Origin of the sequence: Pantoea sp. CCBC3-3-1 (assembly GCF_007981265.1) — a bacterium.
Classification (GTDB): Bacteria; Pseudomonadota; Gammaproteobacteria; order Enterobacterales; family Enterobacteriaceae; genus Erwinia.
Window position 1 is genome coordinate 225,546 of record NZ_CP034363.1, and the last position, 18,578, is coordinate 244,123.

Below are 18,578 nucleotides of genomic sequence, written 5' to 3' on the forward strand. Positions count from 1 at the left end.
ATAGACAGAATTTTCGGTTGGAGCCTGGCCTTATCCAGGCCTCCGTCCAAGACCGCAGGTGTTTCGAAAGAAACTTAATCTCCTGCGTAGACGGTGACAGAACCTGAAGAATATATTTATAGTCTTTGCTGGATTCTGCTCACCGTGTTTGAGCGCCTGTCTTCGGAAACGTTGGCAGGTGATGTGAGTTCCGGAGGAATCCTTCTCCGGTCAAAAATCCAGGAGCACAAGCTAATGGCATTAAATCTTCAAGACAAACAAGCGATTGTTGCTGAAGTCACCGAAGTAGCCAAAGGCGCGCTGTCTGCGGTAGTTGCGGATTCCCGCGGCGTGACCGTAGACAAAATGACTGAACTGCGTAAAGCAGGTCGTGAAGCTGGCGTTTACATGCGTGTTGTTCGTAACACCCTGCTGCGCCGCGTCGTTGAAGGAACTCAGTTTGAGGTCCTGAAAGACACGTTTGTTGGTCCGACCCTGATTGCATACTCTATGGAACACCCGGGCGCTGCTGCTCGTCTGTTCAAAGAGTTCGCGAAAGCGAATGCAAAATTTGAGGTCAAAGCTGCGGCCTTTGAAGGTGAGCTGATCACGGCGGAAAATATTGACCGTCTGGCAACTCTGCCAACTTACGAAGAAGCGCTGGCACGTCTGATGTCGACCATGAAAGAAGCCGCTGCAGGCAAACTGGTCCGCACTCTGGCAGCCGTACGCGACGCCAAAGAAGCTGCATAAGCACTTTTTGGTCTGTTGCACTTTAACGTATAAACTATTTCTGATTTACAGGAACAATTGTCATGTCTATCACTAAAGATCAAATTCTGGAAGCAGTAGCAGCTATGTCTGTAATGGACGTTGTTGAGCTGGTTTCCGCTATGGAAGAAAAATTCGGTGTTTCTGCTGCTGCCGCTGTAGCTGTTGCTGCAGGCCCTGCTGAAGCTGCTGAAGAAAAAACTGAGTTCGACGTTGTACTGAAAGCTATCGGCGCTAACAAAGTTGCCGTGATCAAAGCAGTACGTGGCGCAACTGGTCTGGGCCTGAAAGAAGCTAAAGACCTGGTTGAGTCTGCACCTGCTGCCCTGAAAGAAGGCATCAGCAAAGACGACGCAGAAGCTCTGAAGAAAGCACTGGAAGAAGCTGGCGCAGAAGTTGAAGTTAAATAAGCCAACCTTTCAGGTTGCAGCCTAGTATTTTAGGCTGATGGCTGGTGACTTTATAGTCACCAGCCTTTTTGCGCTCTACAGCACCAATGGCGTTTCACACTGTTTAGCCATTGATTTGCTTAATATCTTTCTCTATCGACGCCTCAATATACTGCTTTTCCGCACGGTTCCCTGCTGTGCCAACGGCAATGAAATGATTTGAGAGTGGCAGAAAGAGATATTACGGAAAGAAGCTCTTCATTCCGGACCAACAAAATAGTGTCGCATGAACTGTCCCCCCTGGACGGACAGAGAGGTTCTACTTTTCAGCGAGCTGAGGAACCCTATGGTTTACTCCTATACCGAGAAAAAACGTATTCGTAAGGATTTTGGAAAGCGTCCACAAGTTCTGGACATTCCTTATCTCCTTTCTATCCAGCTTGACTCGTTCCAGAAGTTCATCGAGCAAGATCCGGAAGGTCAGTATGGTCTGGAAGCTGCATTCCGTTCCGTATTCCCTATCCAAAGCTACAGCGGTAATTCCGAGCTGCAATATGTCAGCTACCGTTTAGGCGAACCTGTCTTTGATGTGAAAGAGTGTCAGATCCGTGGCGTCACGTATTCTGCACCTTTACGCGTGAAGCTGCGCCTGGTGATCTACGAGCGCGAAGCGCCGGAAGGCACCGTTAAGGACATCAAAGAGCAAGAAGTTTACATGGGCGAAATTCCGCTCATGACCGATAACGGTACCTTTGTCATCAACGGTACGGAAAGGGTTATCGTTTCTCAGCTGCATCGTAGTCCTGGCGTCTTCTTCGACAGCGATAAGGGTAAAACCCACTCATCGGGTAAAGTGCTGTATAACGCACGTATCATCCCTTACCGTGGTTCATGGTTGGACTTTGAGTTTGACCCGAAAGACAACCTGTTCGTTCGTATTGACCGTCGCCGTAAACTGCCTGCGACCATCATTCTGCGCGCCCTGAACTACACCACTGAGCAGATCCTTGACCTGTTCTTTGAGAAAGTGGTTTACGAAATCCGCAACAACAAGTTGCAGATGGAACTGGTGCCAGAGCGTCTGCGCGGCGAGACAGCCTCTTTCGATATCGAAGCCAACGGTACGACCTACGTTGAGAAAGGCCGTCGCATTACTGCACGCCACATTCGTCAGCTGGAAAAAGATGGCGTTGAGCACATCGAAGTTCCGGTTGAATACATCGCAGGTAAAGTCGTCGGTAAAGATTACATCGATGAAAGCACCGGCGAGCTGATCGTTGCCGCTAACATGGAGCTGTCGCTGGATCTGCTGGCGAAGCTGAGCCAGTCTGGCCATAAGCGCATCGAAACGCTGTTTACCAACGATCTGGACCACGGCCCGTACATCTCTGAGACCGTACGTGTCGATCCAACAACCGATCGCCTGAGCGCGCTGGTTGAGATCTATCGCATGATGCGTCCTGGTGAGCCACCAACGCGTGAAGCGGCTGAAAACCTGTTCGAGAACCTGTTCTTCTCCGAAGACCGCTACGATCTGTCAGCGGTAGGTCGTATGAAGTTCAACCGTTCTCTGCTGCGTGACGAGATCGAAGGTTCCGGTATCCTGAGCAAAGACGACATCATTGAAGTGATGAAGAAGCTCATCGGTATCCGTAACGGTATTGGCGAAGTGGATGATATCGACCACCTCGGCAACCGTCGTATCCGTTCCGTCGGCGAAATGGCTGAAAACCAGTTCCGTGTCGGCCTGGTGCGCGTAGAGCGTGCGGTGAAAGAGCGTCTGTCTCTGGGCGATCTCGACACCCTGATGCCACAGGACATGATCAACGCCAAGCCAATTTCGGCGGCGGTGAAAGAGTTCTTCGGCTCCAGCCAGCTGTCACAGTTTATGGACCAGAACAACCCGTTGTCTGAGATTACGCACAAACGTCGTATCTCTGCACTGGGTCCAGGCGGTCTGACGCGTGAGCGTGCAGGCTTTGAAGTTCGAGACGTTCACCCGACTCACTACGGTCGCGTGTGTCCAATCGAAACGCCGGAAGGTCCAAACATCGGTCTGATCAACTCCTTGTCTGTGTATGCACAGACCAATGAGTACGGTTTCCTGGAAACCCCATACCGTCGCGTTCGCGAAGGCGTGGTGACCGACGAAATTCATTACCTCTCTGCAATTGAAGAGGGTAACTACGTTATCGCTCAGGCGAACACCAACCTCGACGACGAAGGTCACTTCGTAGACGACCTGGTGACCTGCCGTAGCAAAGGCGAATCGAGCCTGTTCAGCCGCGATCAGGTTGACTACATGGACGTTTCCACCCAACAGGTGGTTTCCGTCGGTGCGTCACTGATCCCGTTCCTGGAGCACGATGACGCCAACCGCGCATTGATGGGTGCAAACATGCAACGTCAGGCGGTTCCTACTCTGCGTGCTGATAAGCCGCTGGTTGGTACCGGTATGGAACGCGCGGTAGCGGTTGACTCCGGTGTAACAGCCGTAGCGAAACGTGGTGGTACCGTACAGTACGTTGATGCATCCCGTATCGTTATCAAAGTTAACGAAGACGAAATGTATCCGGGCGAAGCCGGTATCGACATTTACAACCTGACCAAGTACACCCGTTCTAACCAGAACACCTGTATCAACCAGATGCCGTGTGTCAACCTGGGCGAACCAATTGAACGTGGTGACGTGCTGGCCGACGGTCCTTCAACGGATCTGGGCGAACTGGCACTGGGTCAGAACATGCGCGTCGCGTTCATGCCGTGGAACGGCTACAACTTCGAAGACTCCATCTTAGTCTCCGAGCGCGTGGTACAGGAAGATCGCTTCACCACCATCCACATTCAGGAACTGGCATGTGTGTCTCGTGACACCAAGCTGGGGCCAGAAGAGATCACCGCTGACATCCCTAACGTGGGTGAAGCTGCGCTCTCCAAACTGGATGAGTCCGGTATCGTGTATATCGGTGCGGAAGTGACCGGTGGCGACATTCTGGTTGGTAAGGTAACGCCGAAAGGTGAAACCCAGCTGACGCCAGAAGAGAAGCTGCTGCGTGCGATCTTCGGTGAGAAAGCGTCTGACGTTAAAGACTCTTCTCTGCGCGTACCAAACGGCGTGTCTGGTACCGTTATTGACGTGCAGGTCTTCACCCGCGATGGCGTGGAAAAAGACAAGCGCGCGCTGGAAATCGAAGAGATGCAGCTGAAGCAGGCGAAAAAAGACCTGTCTGAAGAATTGCAGATCCTCGAAGCTGGCCTGTTCAGCCGTATCAACTACCTGCTGGTTTCCGGCGGCGTTGAAGCGGAAAAACTGGACAAGCTGCCACGCGAGCGCTGGTTAGAACTCGGCCTGACCGACGAAGACAAGCAGAACCAGCTGGAACAGCTGGCTGGACAGTACGATGAGCTGAAGCACGAGTTTGAGAAGAAACTCGAAGCGAAGCGCCGCAAAATCACTCAGGGCGATGACCTGGCACCTGGCGTGCTGAAAATCGTTAAAGTGTATCTGGCCGTTAAACGTCAGATCCAGCCTGGTGACAAAATGGCAGGTCGTCACGGGAACAAAGGTGTTATCTCCAAGATCAACCCGATCGAAGATATGCCATACGATGAGAACGGTACGCCGGTCGATATCGTACTGAACCCGCTGGGCGTACCATCACGTATGAACATTGGACAGATTCTTGAAACCCACCTGGGTATGGCTGCGAAGGGCATTGGCGAGAAGATCAACGCTATGCTTAAGAAGCAGGAAGAAGTGTCCAAACTGCGTGAGTTCATTCAGCGCGCGTACGATCTGGGCACGGATGTGCGTCAGAAAGTTGACCTGAATACCTTCACCGACGATGAAGTTCTGCGTCTGGCTGAGAACCTGAAAAAAGGTATGCCAATTGCCACGCCAGTGTTCGACGGCGCGAAAGAGAGCGAGATCAAAGAGCTGCTGCAGCTCGGCGGCCTGCCTTCTTCCGGTCAGATCACCCTGTTTGATGGCCGTACCGGCGAGCAGTTTGAGCGTCAGGTAACCGTTGGCTACATGTACATGCTGAAACTGAACCACTTAGTGGATGACAAGATGCATGCACGTTCTACCGGTTCTTACAGCCTGGTTACTCAGCAGCCGCTGGGTGGTAAAGCGCAGTTCGGTGGACAGCGCTTCGGTGAGATGGAAGTGTGGGCACTGGAAGCATACGGTGCCGCTTATACCCTGCAGGAAATGCTGACCGTTAAGTCTGATGACGTCAACGGCCGTACCAAGATGTATAAAAACATCGTTGACGGCAACCATCAGATGGAACCGGGCATGCCGGAATCCTTCAACGTACTGTTGAAAGAGATCCGCTCGCTGGGTATTAACATCGAGCTGGAAGACGAGTAACCCTCTGTCCCATTTCGGGCCGCGGTTAATACCGCTGCGGCCCGAAAGACAGAGGTGTAATACCTCAAGTTCGTACTGGTTACAGGACAGCCTGGTGAGTACCGGGTTGTTTTGAGAAGTCTCACTCCGACGGGAGCTAATCCGTGAAAGACTTACTTAAGTTTCTGAAAGCGCAAACTAAGACCGAAGAGTTTGATGCGATCAAAATTGCTCTGGCCTCGCCAGACATGATCCGTTCCTGGTCTTTTGGTGAAGTTAAAAAGCCAGAAACCATCAACTACCGTACGTTCAAACCAGAACGTGACGGGCTTTTCTGTGCGCGTATTTTCGGGCCGGTAAAAGATTACGAATGCCTGTGCGGTAAGTACAAGCGTTTGAAACATCGCGGCGTGATCTGTGAGAAGTGTGGCGTTGAAGTTACACAGACCAAAGTTCGCCGTGAGCGCATGGGCCACATTGAGCTGGCTTCCCCAACTGCGCACATCTGGTTCCTGAAATCGCTGCCATCGCGCATCGGTTTACTGCTGGACATGCCACTGCGTGATATCGAGCGCGTGCTGTACTTCGAATCTTATGTGGTTGTTGAAGGCGGCATGACCAACCTTGAGCGCCGTCAGATCCTGACTGAAGAGCAGTATCTGGACGCGCTGGAAGAGTTTGGTGACGAGTTCGACGCGAAGATGGGTGCGGAAGCAGTCCAGGCGCTGTTGAAAAACATGGATCTGGAGCAGGAATGCGAGCAGCTGCGTGAAGAGCTGAACGAAACCAACTCCGAAACCAAGCGTAAGAAGCTGACCAAGCGTATCAAGCTGCTGGAAGCGTTCGTACAGTCTGGCAACAAGCCAGAGTGGATGATCCTGACCGTGCTGCCGGTACTGCCACCGGATCTGCGTCCGCTGGTGCCGCTGGACGGCGGTCGTTTCGCCACGTCAGATCTGAACGATCTGTATCGTCGCGTGATCAACCGTAACAACCGTCTGAAGCGCCTGCTGGATCTGGCTGCGCCAGATATCATCGTACGTAACGAAAAACGTATGCTGCAGGAAGCGGTTGATGCGCTGCTGGATAACGGCCGTCGCGGTCGTGCGATCACCGGTTCGAACAAGCGTCCTCTGAAATCTTTGGCCGACATGATCAAAGGTAAGCAGGGTCGTTTCCGTCAGAACCTGTTGGGTAAACGTGTTGACTACTCTGGTCGTTCCGTTATCACCGTTGGTCCATACCTGCGTCTGCACCAGTGTGGTCTGCCGAAGAAAATGGCACTGGAACTGTTCAAACCGTTCATCTACGGCAAGCTGGAACTGCGTGGTCTCGCTACCACCATCAAAGCCGCCAAGAAAATGGTTGAGCGTGAAGAAGCTGTCGTTTGGGATATCCTGGACGAAGTGATCCGCGAACACCCGGTACTGCTGAACCGTGCACCAACGCTGCACCGTTTGGGTATCCAGGCATTTGAGCCAGTTCTGATCGAAGGTAAAGCGATCCAGCTGCACCCGCTGGTTTGTGCGGCTTATAACGCCGACTTCGATGGTGACCAGATGGCTGTTCACGTACCGCTGACGCTGGAAGCCCAGCTGGAAGCGCGTGCGCTGATGATGTCTACCAACAACATCCTGTCGCCAGCGAACGGTGAGCCAATCATCGTTCCTTCACAGGACGTTGTACTGGGTCTGTACTACATGACCCGTGACTGTGTTAACGCCAAAGGCGAAGGCATGGTGCTGACCGGTCCGAAAGAAGCTGAGCGCATTTATCGCGCTGGCCTGGCGTCGCTGCACGCTCGCGTTAAGGTACGTATTACCGAACACGAGAAAAACGAGCAGGGTGAGTGGGTTGCTAAAACCAGCATCATCGATACTACCGTTGGCCGTGCCATCCTGTGGATGATCGTGCCAAAAGGTCTGCCTTACTCCATCGTCAACCAGGCGCTGGGTAAGAAAGCGATCTCCAAGATGCTGAACACCTGTTACCGCATCCTGGGCCTGAAGCCGACCGTTATCTTTGCTGACCAGACCATGTACACCGGCTTTGCCTATGCAGCACGCTCCGGCGCGTCTGTTGGTATCGACGACATGGTTATCCCAGAGAAGAAAGTGGAAATCATCACCGAAGCGGAAGCGGAAGTGGCTGAGATCCAGGAGCAGTTCCAGTCTGGTCTGGTAACCGCTGGCGAACGCTACAACAAAGTGATCGATATCTGGGCTGCGGCCAACGAACGCGTTGCGAAAGCCATGATGGAAAACCTGTCTACCGAAACTGTCATTAACCGTGACGGCGTGGAAGAGCGTCAGGTCTCCTTCAACAGCATCTTTATGATGGCCGACTCCGGTGCGCGTGGTTCTGCTGCGCAGATTCGTCAGCTGGCCGGTATGCGTGGTCTGATGGCTAAGCCAGATGGTTCCATCATCGAAACGCCAATTACCGCGAACTTCCGTGAAGGTCTGAACGTACTCCAGTACTTCATCTCCACGCACGGTGCGCGTAAAGGTCTTGCGGATACCGCACTGAAAACCGCTAACTCCGGTTACCTGACCCGTCGTCTGGTTGACGTGGCACAGGATCTGGTGGTTACCGAAGACGACTGTGGCACGCACGAAGGCATCATGATGACTCCGGTCATCGAAGGTGGCGACGTGAAAGAACCACTGCGCGAGCGCGTTCTGGGTCGTGTGACCGCAGAAGACGTTCTCAAGCCAGGCACTGCAGACATCCTGCTGCCACGCAACACCCTGCTGCACGAGCAACAGTGTGACCTGCTGGAAGAGCATTCTGTCGACAGCCTGAAAGTGCGTTCTGTTGTAAGCTGCGAAACTGACTTCGGTGTGTGTGCACACTGTTATGGACGCGATCTGGCGCGTGGTCACATCATCAACAAAGGTGAGGCCATCGGCGTTATTGCAGCACAGTCCATCGGTGAGCCGGGTACACAGCTGACGATGCGTACGTTCCACATCGGTGGTGCGGCATCTCGTGCGGCTGCTGAATCCAGCATCCAGGTGAAGAACAAAGGTACGCTGAAACTGATCAACGCCAAGTCGGTTACCAACTCCGCTGGCAAGCTGGTTGTTACTTCACGTAACACCGAGCTGAAAATGATCGACGAATTTGGTCGTACTAAAGAGAGCTATAAGGTTCCTTACGGTTCGACCATGGCGAAAGGTGATGGTGAGCAGGTTGCAGCGGGCGAGACCGTAGCAAACTGGGATCCGCACACCATGCCGGTCATCACCGAAGTGAGCGGTTTCATTCGCTTCACTGACATGATCGACGGCCAGACCATTACCCGCCAGACTGATGACCTGACCGGTCTGTCATCTCTGGTGATCCTGGACAGTGCAGAACGTACTGCCGGTGGTAAAGATCTGCGTCCAGCGCTGAAAATTGTTGATGCCAACGGCAACGATGTCATGATCCCAGGCTCCGATATGCCTGCTCAGTACTTCCTGCCGGGTAAAGCGATTGTGCAGCTGGAAGATGGCGTGAAGATCAGCTCGGGTGATACCCTGGCTCGTGTACCTCAGGAATCTGGCGGTACCAAGGACATCACCGGTGGTCTGCCACGCGTTGCTGACCTGTTCGAAGCCCGTCGTCCGAAAGAGCCGGCAATCCTGGCTGAAATCAGCGGTATCATTTCCTTCGGTAAAGAAACCAAAGGGAAGCGTCGTCTGGTTATCACCCCGATTGACGGTAGCGATCATTACGAAGAGATGATTCCGAAATGGCGTCAGCTGAACGTGTTCGAAGGTGAACGCGTGGAGCGCGGTGACGTGGTTTCCGATGGCCCAGAATCACCACACGACATTCTGCGTCTGCGTGGCGTGCATGCGGTGACGCGTTACATCACTAACGAAGTGCAGGAAGTTTACCGTCTGCAAGGCGTTAAGATTAACGATAAGCACATCGAAGTCATCGTTCGTCAGATGCTGCGTAAAGCAACCATCGCAAGCGCAGGAAGCACCGACTTCCTGGACGGCGAGCAAGTTGAAGTGTCACGCGTTAAGATTTCTAACCGTGAACTGGAAGCCAACGGCAAAATCGCAGCGACCTATATGCGCGATCTGCTGGGTATTACCAAAGCGTCACTGGCGACCGAATCCTTCATCTCTGCGGCATCGTTCCAGGAAACGACGCGCGTACTGACCGAAGCAGCCGTTGCGGGCAAACGCGACGAACTGCGCGGCCTGAAAGAGAACGTAATCGTGGGTCGTCTGATCCCAGCCGGTACCGGTTACGCTTATCACCAGGATCGTATGCGCCGTAAAGCGGCAGGCGAAGTGACTGTGGCACCTCAGGTGACCGCAGACGAAGCTTCCGCCAGCCTGGCAGAGCTGCTGAACGCAGGTCTGGGCGGTAACGACGATTAATCGTTGCTAAAGCCACGTTAAAAAACCGCTCTTCGGAGCGGTTTTTTTATGCCGGAAATTCAGGCTGGCGGAGCCACAAGCGTTGGTAAGCCGATTGGCTTTCAGCCAGGAAAAGGGTAGGGAGGCGAGCCCGACAGCGTGGAAGAAACATCGGGCCCGGTTGATGCCGACATGACCTCAACGGAATACACTTTACCCGGAAAGCGAAAAGCGGCCAGCGGCAAACATTTTTTATGGAATAGCGATCCAGGCTTTATTAGAGAAACAAAATAGCGTTTATTAAAATTACGAGGAATGCCATAAAAAGCAGGCAGTTAAACCATCAGCATTCATCAGTAATAATTTATTGTCTGACAGGTTCTTATTCCCTTATGGAGGTTGTAATTGCATTTCCATGCTGAGCTTTGTCTTAAATCCCCCTGTTAAATAATTAAAAAGTTGTTAGATTTGAGTCTGTTTGTTAATTTCCTTTTAAACATATTAATGTCCACATTAAACCCTGTTTCGGGTTTCTTTCGTTGCGTCTGAACCAGCCGGTTAATTTGACCGCCCGGTTGATGGAGGGGTTATGAACAAGACTAAGCTCAAGGCACTTGCGCTGCCGCTATTAAAAAATGCAGTTTCAATACGCTTGCGTGCCGAAAAGGTTCTGTTGAAGCGTGGCAAAATGGCGGAATACAATCCTGCTCTTGAACAAGATTTAGATATCATCAGGCACCAGAGAGGATCAGAAGCGATACCAAAGCAAATCTGGATGTTCTGGGCCGGTGAAACCCTTCCTCATGAGATACAGTGTTTCGTTAATAAAGTTTCTCGTGAAAATCCGGGCTATACGCTAACGGTGGTTAACAACGCCAATTTACAGCAGTACCTGCCGGGTCTGGTATTTAAGCATCAGGATATAAAAGTCGCCCACAAGAGTGATGTCATTCGCCTGGAGTTGCTCTATAAATATGGCGGTATCTGGATGGATGCGTCGACTATCCTGAACCGTAGCCTTGATGAGCTGCTGGCGGTCAACCTCGATAACCGTTATGACATGGTTGCCTTCTATCGTGATGTCTCAACGATTGATAAGCATTATCCCATCATTGAAACCTGGTTTATGGCAGTACCCAAAAATAGCGACTTTATTAAACGCTGGCTGCATTATTTCCGTCCTATTGTTGAGTTGGGCGCACGCAATCATTTCATTCAGTTGAAAAATTTACCTAATTACACCGAAATTCTACAGCGAATTACCGATCCAGAGTATTTGATTCTGAATATCACCCAGCAGCAGGCTTTACGCGAATTTAGTCAGTACAATTTCTATTTAAGGAAATGTGAAGCCAACGCCATATTTTATCAGCGCCTGGTGAGCTGGGATGCGGTAAAATTAAGTCGGATGTTTATGATTGACCGGGTTCCCGATGTTTTACCGCCGTTGGTAAAGCTGACCGGGCTGGATCGCAAATATCTGGCGACAAATTTGCGTTATGGCGCAATTAATAAAGACAGCCTGATCGGTCAGGTATTGTTTGCCGAAAGCAAAGAAACGCTGCCAAAAATGCCGTTTAGCGACATGCCTGGCAGCCCGGCGTAAAGCGTATCGCTTAAATGGGCGCTCTTCCCAAATAGCTGTCCCAGTCTTTCCATACTGGCTGCATACCCGCCTGGATTAACGCCTCTGCAACCTGTTGGGGGCGACGGTTATCGTGCGGAGAGAATTGCTCCAGCTCGCTCTGGCCGTTAGCATACCCTCCGGGCTGCGTCTTTGAGAAGGCGCTCACCGTGTTGATAGCCAGCGGCACAACTTTGTCGCGAAACTCAGGCGATTCTCTTGTCGACAACGACTGTTCCACTTCTGGTGCAAAAAGTCGAAAAGCGCAAATCACCTGTACCAGCTGTGCTTCATCCATTATTGAAGCAGGCTGAATACCGCCCGCGCAGGGACGCAGGCGAGGGAAAGCGACGGAATAGCGGCTCTGCCAGTAGGTTTTCTGTAGCCATAGCAGGTGCTCTGCCATCATATAGCAGTCGGTTCGCCAGCTGTCAGACAGGCCAATTAGCGCACCCAGGCCAATTTTATCCACGCCAGCCCGCCCGAGCCGGTCAGGTGTTTCCAGCCGGAAGAAGAAATCCTGCTTGTTGCCTTTGAGGTGATGCTGGCTGTAAACCGCCGAATGATACGTTTCCTGATAAACCAGCACGCCATCCAGCCCCAGCGTTTTCAGCTCGGCATATTCAGGTTCACTCATTGGCTGGACTTCCATCATCAGCGAACTGAAATGCTGACGGATTGCCGGCAGATGCTGGCGGAAATAGTTCATGCCGACTTTGGTCTGATGCTCACCCGTTACCAGCAGCAGCTGATCAAAACCCATCGCGCGGATCGCCTGACACTCACGCTCAATTTCAGCCGCATCCAGCGTTTTGCGCTTAATGCGGTTACTCATGGAAAAACCGCAATAGGTGCAGTCGTTGGCGCAAAGATTGGAAAGATAGAGCGGCACGAAAAGATTGACGGCATGGCCGAAGCGCTGGCGAGTCAGCATCTGCGCTTTTTGCGCCATCGGTTCCAGCCACGCCTGAGCAGCTGGAGATAATAACGCCATCAGTTCCTCCCGGCCGACTCTGGGCGCATTTAACGCCCGTTCCACATCAGCCGATGTTTTGCTGTGGATCCGCAGGCGGATATCATCCCATTCCAGCTTTTCCCACTGTGAGACAAATGTTTTCATATCGCCTCTCCGCTTTGCAAAAAGCGCGTAAGCGGACTGGAGGCAACGGCCTGCTGATGACGACTTCCCAGACCGGCGCGGTAAGCCAGTTCGCCAGCCTCAACGGCCAGCCTGAAAGCGCGCGCCATCTGGACGGGTTGGCTGGCTGATGCCATTGCGGTATTCACCAACACCGCATCGGCACCCATCTCCAGCGCCTCGCTGGCATGACTGGGGGCGCCAATCCCTGCGTCAATCACTACCGGAACGCCCGACTGCTCGATAATGATCGCCAGCAGATCGCGGGTCTTGAGTCCCTGATTGGTGCCGATTGGCGCACCAAGCGGCATCACTGCGGCGCAGCCCGCTTCTTCCAGCCGTTTGCACAATACCGGATCGGCATGGCAATAGGGCAGTACCGTAAATCCTTCTCTGACCAGCACTTCAGCCGCTTTCAGCGTTTCAATAGCATCAGGCAGCAGATAGCGCACATCAGGATGAATTTCCAGTTTGACCCAGTGGGTACCGAGCGCCTCACGCGCCAGACGGGCGGCAAAAATCGCTTCTTCCGCCGTTTTCGCGCCGGAGGTGTTTGGCAGGAGCTGCACGCCAAGCTGCTGTAAAGGGAGAAGGATGCCATCGTCGCTGCCGCGCAGATCTATCCGCTTCATTGCCATCGTCACCAGCTGCGTACCGGATTCTTTTAACGCTTCCAGCATGATAGCCGGGCTGGCGAACTTCCCCGTGCCGGTAAACAGCCGGGAAGAAAACGTTTTATCAGCAATCTGTAGCATTTTAACCTCCGGCAATGGCCTGGAAAATCACCAGTTCATCGCCTTCCTGTAAAAGATAAGCTTCCCAGCGCTCGCGTGGCACAATACGCTGATTTACGGCCAGCGCCGTGCCGGGCTGGCTGCGTGACAGCGCGTTCAGCAGATCGTGCAATGTCAGTGGCGCACTGATGGTTTGCGGTTCGTCGTTAATGACAATGCGCATTGCGTTCTCCACAAACCGGGCAGTTTTCGCTGCGTTCAAGCGTGAGCGTGCGCCAGGTTTGCTGCCTGCCGTCGAATAACCGCAGCCGCCCCTCTAAAACGGAAGGCTGTCCCGCCAGCATTTTTAACGCTTCGAGCGCCTGTAAGGTGCCCATTACGCCGACCACCGGGCCGAGCACCCCTGCATTACGGCAATTCCGCTGTGGTTCAGCTTCGTCAGGCCACAGGCAGCGATAGCAGCCATGGCGAAAAGGCGGGGCCAGCACCAGCAGCTGGCCGCCAAAGCCTACGGCGCTGGCGCTGATCAGCGGGGTTGCGTTTACTACGCAGGCGGCATTGATTGCATGCCGCGTCTCCATGTTGTCGCTACAGTCCAGGACCAGGTCGACCCATTGCACCGTTTGTGTCAGGAGCGCGGCATCCATGCGTTGCTCCATGGCGATAAACTCCACCTGCGGGTTCAAATCCTGCAAATGCTTTTTAGCCAGCAGCGCTTTGCTCTGGCCGGTTTCATTACTGCGGAACAGGATCTGACGCTGGAGGTTGCTGATATGCACGTTGTCGTTGTCGGCCAGCAGTAACTTGCCGACGCCTGCGGCGGCAAGATAGAGCGCAGCAGGCGATCCCAGTCCACCCAGGCCTACAATCAGCACGCTGGAGCGCTGCAATTTTTGCTGTCCGTCAAGGCCAAACTCCTCCAGCAGCAGCTGGCGGCTGTAGCGCATGAAGTCGTTATTACTGAGCATGAGCAATGCCTCCCGTACCGGCCAGCGCGAGGAGTTTTGCCGTGGCAGATTGCCAGTCGGCCGCCTGGGTTATCGCACTGACCACGGCGATGCTGCCCACGCCGGTTTCCAGTACCGCAGGCGCACGCGCAAGACTGATGCCGCCAATCGCTACGGTAGAAACGCCCTGCAAGCGCGAGACGTACCGTCTTAACGCCTCAAGTCCCTGAGGAGAAGAGGGCATCTCTTTGGTTTGCGTAGGAAAAACATGACCTAAGGCAATATAGGAAGGCTGTTCGGCCAGCGCGCGATCCAGTTCGGCATCATCATGGGTGGACAGACCCAGACGAAGCCCGGCGCGGTGAATCGCATCCAGATCGGCAACGTCCAGATCTTCCTGACCCAAATGGACGCCATAAGCCTGATAACGAATAGCCAGGCGCCAGTAATCGTTGATAAACAGCCGTGCCCGGTAGCGTTTTCCCAACGCAATTGCAGTAGCAATATCCTGTTCTACTGCCTCTTCAGGCCGATCTTTTATCCGTAACTGGAGGGTGCGCACCCCAGCTTCCAGCAGACGCGCTATCCATTCCACGCTGTCCACTACCGGGTAAAGACCGAGGCGAGCTTCCGTCAGGGGAAAGGGGCCCCGGTTCATACTTTCTCCTCCGGCGTCAGCGCATCGGCAGGATGATAAAGCTCGCTGCCACGGCTACGGAACGCCTGTGACATTTCCGCCATGCCAATCTCGATAGGTTTTGCTTCCGCTTCCTGCTTAGCCGCATATTCACGGACTTCCTGAGTGATCTTCATCGAGCAGAATTTGGGCCCGCACATCGAACAGAAATGGGCAACCTTGCCGGATTCCTGCGGCAGCGTCTCATCGTGGTAAGCGCGTGCGGTGTGGGGATCGAGCGCAAGGTTAAATTGATCTTCCCAGCGGAATTCGAAGCGTGCTTTAGACATGGCGTTATCGCGGATCTGCGCGCCGGGGTGGCCTTTGGCAAGATCGGCAGCATGCGCGGCGATCTTGTAGGTAATCAGCCCCTGTTTCACATCTTCTTTGTTGGGCAGGCCCAGATGTTCCTTCGGCGTCACGTAGCAGAGCATGGCGCAACCGAACCAGCCGATCATCGCGGCACCGATGCCGGAGGTAAAATGGTCATAACCCGGGGCGATATCGGTGGTCAGTGGGCCAAGCGTATAGAAGGGCGCTTCATGACAGTGCTCCAGCTGTTCAGTCATATTGCGTCTGATCATCTGCATCGGCACATGTCCCGGCCCTTCTATCATCACCTGCACGTCATATTCCCAGGCAATTTTGGTCAGCTCGCCCAGCGTGCGCAGCTCGGCAAACTGCGCCTCGTCGTTGGCATCCTGAACAGATCCGGGACGCAGGCCATCACCCAGCGACAGCGAAACGTCATAAGCAGCGCAAAGCTCACAGATTTCGCGGAAGTGTTCATACAGGAAGCTCTCTTTATGGTGCGACAAACACCATTTAGCCATGATCGAGCCACCGCGTGACACAATGCCGGTCAGGCGTTTTGCCGTCATCGGCACATAGCGCAACAGCACGCCCGCATGAATAGTAAAGTAATCAACGCCCTGTTCAGCCTGCTCCAGCAGCGTATCGCGGAACACTTCCCAGTTCAGATCTTCCGCCACGCCGTTCACTTTCTCCAACGCCTGATAGATAGGAACGGTGCCGACAGGAATCGGGCTGTTACGCAGGATCCACTCGCGCGTTTCGTGAATATTACGGCCGGTAGAAAGATCCATGATCGTATCGGCGCCCCAGCGTGCGGACCACACCAGTTTTTCTACTTCTTCTTCGATGGAGGAACTGACAGCGGAATTACCGATGTTAGCGTTTATTTTAACCAGAAAGTTACGGCCGATAATCATCGGCTCAGATTCGGGATGGTTAATATTCGCCGGGATGATGGCGCGTCCGGCGGCCACTTCCTGACGAACAAACTCCGGCGTTATGTTTTCAGGCAGACTGGCACCAAAGCTATTACCCGGATGCTGCTGGAGCAGCACTTCACCACGGATCCGCTCGCGGCCCATATTCTCTCTGATTGCGATAAATTCCATCTCGGGTGTAATAACACCCCGCCGGGCGTAGTGCAGTTGAGTCACGCATCGGCCAGCCAGCGCACGACGAGGACGCGGCAAATTATCGAAGCGCAGATGATCTAAGCCTTCATCCGCCAGACGCTGCTGCGTATAAACCGAGCTGAGTTGTTTGATATATTGCGTATCACCACGCTCGCTTATCCAGCCGTCACGCAGCTTATTCAGACCGGCATGCACATCAATTTTTGCCTCGGGATCGCCATAAGGGCCGGCTGTATCATAAACCGGAACCGGCTCATTTTCTTCCAGCAGCGGATTATCTTTGCTGCCGCCAACGACGGTCGGACTGAGCTGTATTTCGCGCATCGGTACACAGATATCCGGGCGTGATCCGGTCAGCCAGATGCGTTTTGAATTGGGAAAGGCAGAACCTTGCAGGGAATCAATAAACTGCTGCGCTTCGGCACGTTGTTCACGACGATTGGGTTTTTTACTGGGGGTAGACATAGCAAGTTCCTGAATAAAGGGAATGTTGCTTGTCCGGAGTTCGGAGGAGTAAGCGCAGGGTGTGAACAAGTGGCGTTACACCCACACTGAATATTTACTCTTGTTCCCTTCGCAGGTACTAACCTGATCAGGTTCCGCGGATCCCGAATGAACGGTCTCAGCCCCTAAGGGCACTCCGACAAGAAGAATTCTGCTGCCCGTAAGCAAACAGAACGACAGTGGCTGGCACAGGGCGAACCACCTGTATTGCCCATTCAGCATAAAGGGGCTTTTTTAAAACTACAAGGATTTTACATTTTCATAACGACTTACGCCGGACGAACAATGGCCTCATCATTAGCTGCGTCTTGCTTTACCGTACCTTTCTCTAAGGCCAGCTGGATGAATTTATCTTCCAGGGTAAAACGCGCTTCCAGCGCTTCGCCAACTTCTGACAGCGCCTGCTGAAACTCCATGCAGTTGTTGTGATCGATAGCGTTTTCCAGATGAGTATCATAAATACGCATAATCAGTTCAGTATTGGCCTGCAAAGAGGGATAGATTAGCGCGGCTTTGGCCAGCTGTTCCGTACCTTCCATCTCTTCGATAAAGCGTTCATAAGCGGTAAAGTGGCCGGTAGAAAGATAATCGACCAGGCTTTGACAAAAGGTATCCAGCGCGTTTTCGTCGAGCGTACTCAGCGAATCCTTGTTAGGCTTGATGCCAACCATTTGATAATAAGCGATGAGTAATTGCTTACGTGAGTGCAGACAAAAGTCTACCAGGTCGCTACATCCGCCTACGCGCGAGGCCAGAACTTCTAACTGGTTAAGCATGAGTGACTCCGTGAGTGATATTTAACAATGTCTAATCCCAATCCAGTAAGTTTGTGAAGCTGAGGATGAGCAATTTATGGAAGTTGAGATTTCAAGCGTAGACGCTGGCTGGTGGGTTGTCAGCCACGACCATAAACTATGGTTGCCAAAAGGTCAATTACCGTACGGTTCTGCGCAAAACCTGGAACTTACAGGCAAAAAAGCGTCGGTAATTGGTGAGTGGCAGGGCGAGCCCGTTTACCTGATTTGTGAAAGCCGGTCTGATGAAATGGGTTCCCTGCGACAAATCCTCGATCAGGATGTTGGCCTGTTCCAGCTGGCCGGGCGCGGTATTCAGCTCGCGGAGTTCTATCGCTCACACAAATTTTGCGGCTATTGCGGGCACCCCATGCACCTCAGTAAAACCGAGCGGGCTTGCCTTTGCGGACACTGCCGTCAGCGTTATTATCCGCAGATAGCGCCCTGCATCATTGTGGCAATCCGCCGTGGCGACGAAATCCTGCTGGCCCAACACACAAAACATCGTAACAACGTCTATACCGTGCTGGCGGGCTTCGTTGAAGTCGGCGAAACGCTGGAGCAAACCGTTGCGCGTGAAGTGATGGAAGAAAGCGGCATCAAAGTTAAAAATCTGCGCTATGTTTCCTCGCAGCCGTGGCCTTTCCCTCAATCGTTAATGATGGCGTTTATGGCTGACTACGACAGTGGCGAGATCGTCATCGATCCGAAAGAGCTGCTCGATGCGGGCTGGTATCGCTTTGATGCACTGCCGCAGCTGCCGCCAGCGGGCACGGTTGCCCGTCGACTGATTGAGGACACGGTTGCCCTCTGCCGCGCCGAAGCGGAATAACTGATATACTGTGCCCCTGAATGA

General features: G+C 53.2%; 13 protein-coding genes and 1 riboswitch. Of the genes, 6 read left to right on the forward strand and 7 right to left on the reverse strand.

The window, feature by feature from the left end:
* The first annotated feature begins 234 nt into the window (after window positions 1–234).
* The 5 genes from rplJ (at window position 235) to EHV07_RS00915 (ending at window position 11,463) form a co-directional block, all read left to right on the forward strand.
* Entirely contained in the window at window positions 235–732 is a 498-nt protein-coding gene (rplJ, locus tag EHV07_RS00895) for a 50S ribosomal protein L10 (RefSeq protein WP_147200487.1), read from the forward strand.
* A 62-nt stretch (window positions 733–794) separates the two neighbouring features.
* Window positions 795–1,160: a 50S ribosomal protein L7/L12 gene (gene rplL, locus EHV07_RS00900; RefSeq protein ID WP_034898574.1), complete on the forward strand. Its 366-nt coding sequence runs from the start codon at window positions 795–797 to the stop codon at window positions 1,158–1,160.
* A gap of 325 nt (window positions 1,161–1,485) precedes the next feature.
* Window positions 1,486–5,514: a DNA-directed RNA polymerase subunit beta gene (gene rpoB / locus EHV07_RS00905; RefSeq protein WP_147193975.1), complete on the forward strand. Its 4,029-nt coding sequence runs from the start codon at window positions 1,486–1,488 to the stop codon at window positions 5,512–5,514.
* A 143-nt stretch (window positions 5,515–5,657) separates the two neighbouring features.
* On the forward strand, window positions 5,658–9,878 hold the full coding sequence (rpoC, locus tag EHV07_RS00910) for a DNA-directed RNA polymerase subunit beta' (RefSeq protein WP_147193977.1): 4,221 nt from the start codon (window positions 5,658–5,660) through the stop codon (window positions 9,876–9,878).
* Window positions 9,879–10,446: 568 nt separating this feature from the next.
* Entirely contained in the window at window positions 10,447–11,463 is a 1,017-nt protein-coding gene (locus tag EHV07_RS00915; protein ID WP_147193979.1) for a glycosyltransferase family 32 protein, read from the forward strand.
* A gap of 10 nt (window positions 11,464–11,473) precedes the next feature.
* On the opposite strand, the gene thiH is transcribed toward EHV07_RS00915, so the two are convergent.
* The 7 genes from thiH to rsd form a co-directional block, all read right to left on the reverse strand.
* Window positions 11,474–12,601 carry a 2-iminoacetate synthase ThiH gene (thiH, locus tag EHV07_RS00920; RefSeq protein WP_147193981.1) on the reverse strand — a complete coding sequence of 376 codons (1,128 nt, stop codon included), beginning with the start codon at window positions 12,599–12,601 and terminating at the stop codon, window positions 11,474–11,476.
* The gene (locus tag EHV07_RS00925; protein WP_147193983.1) at window positions 12,598–13,374 is read right to left on the reverse strand and encodes a thiazole synthase; all 777 of its coding nucleotides are present in this window, start codon (window positions 13,372–13,374) and stop codon (window positions 12,598–12,600) included. The genes thiH and EHV07_RS00925 overlap by 4 nt, the downstream gene beginning before the upstream one ends.
* 1 nt (window position 13,375) lies before the next feature.
* Entirely contained in the window at window positions 13,376–13,576 is a 201-nt protein-coding gene (gene thiS / locus EHV07_RS00930) for a sulfur carrier protein ThiS (RefSeq protein WP_147193985.1), read from the reverse strand.
* Window positions 13,560–14,321: a HesA/MoeB/ThiF family protein gene (locus tag EHV07_RS00935; RefSeq protein ID WP_147193987.1), complete on the reverse strand. Its 762-nt coding sequence runs from the start codon at window positions 14,319–14,321 to the stop codon at window positions 13,560–13,562. Before EHV07_RS00935 ends, thiS begins: the two co-directional genes overlap by 17 nt.
* Entirely contained in the window at window positions 14,311–14,958 is a 648-nt protein-coding gene (thiE, locus tag EHV07_RS00940) for a thiamine phosphate synthase (protein WP_147193989.1), read from the reverse strand. The genes EHV07_RS00935 and thiE overlap by 11 nt, the downstream gene beginning before the upstream one ends.
* A complete protein-coding gene (gene thiC / locus EHV07_RS00945) occupies window positions 14,955–16,889 on the reverse strand; it encodes a phosphomethylpyrimidine synthase ThiC (RefSeq protein WP_147193991.1) in 1,935 nt (644 codons plus the stop codon). The genes thiE and thiC overlap by 4 nt, the downstream gene beginning before the upstream one ends.
* Before the next feature lie 87 nt (window positions 16,890–16,976).
* Window positions 16,977–17,077: riboswitch (TPP riboswitch) on the reverse strand.
* A gap of 120 nt (window positions 17,078–17,197) precedes the next feature.
* Window positions 17,198–17,704, reverse strand: a complete 507-nt coding sequence (rsd, locus tag EHV07_RS00950) for a sigma D regulator (RefSeq protein WP_147193993.1) — start codon at window positions 17,702–17,704, stop codon at window positions 17,198–17,200.
* Between the two features lie 76 nt (window positions 17,705–17,780).
* On the opposite strand from rsd, the gene nudC reads away from it, so the two are divergent.
* Window positions 17,781–18,554, forward strand: coding sequence for an NAD(+) diphosphatase (gene nudC / locus EHV07_RS00955; RefSeq protein WP_147193995.1), 774 nt, complete (start codon window positions 17,781–17,783; stop codon window positions 18,552–18,554).
* The last annotated feature ends 24 nt before the right edge of the window (window positions 18,555–18,578 follow it).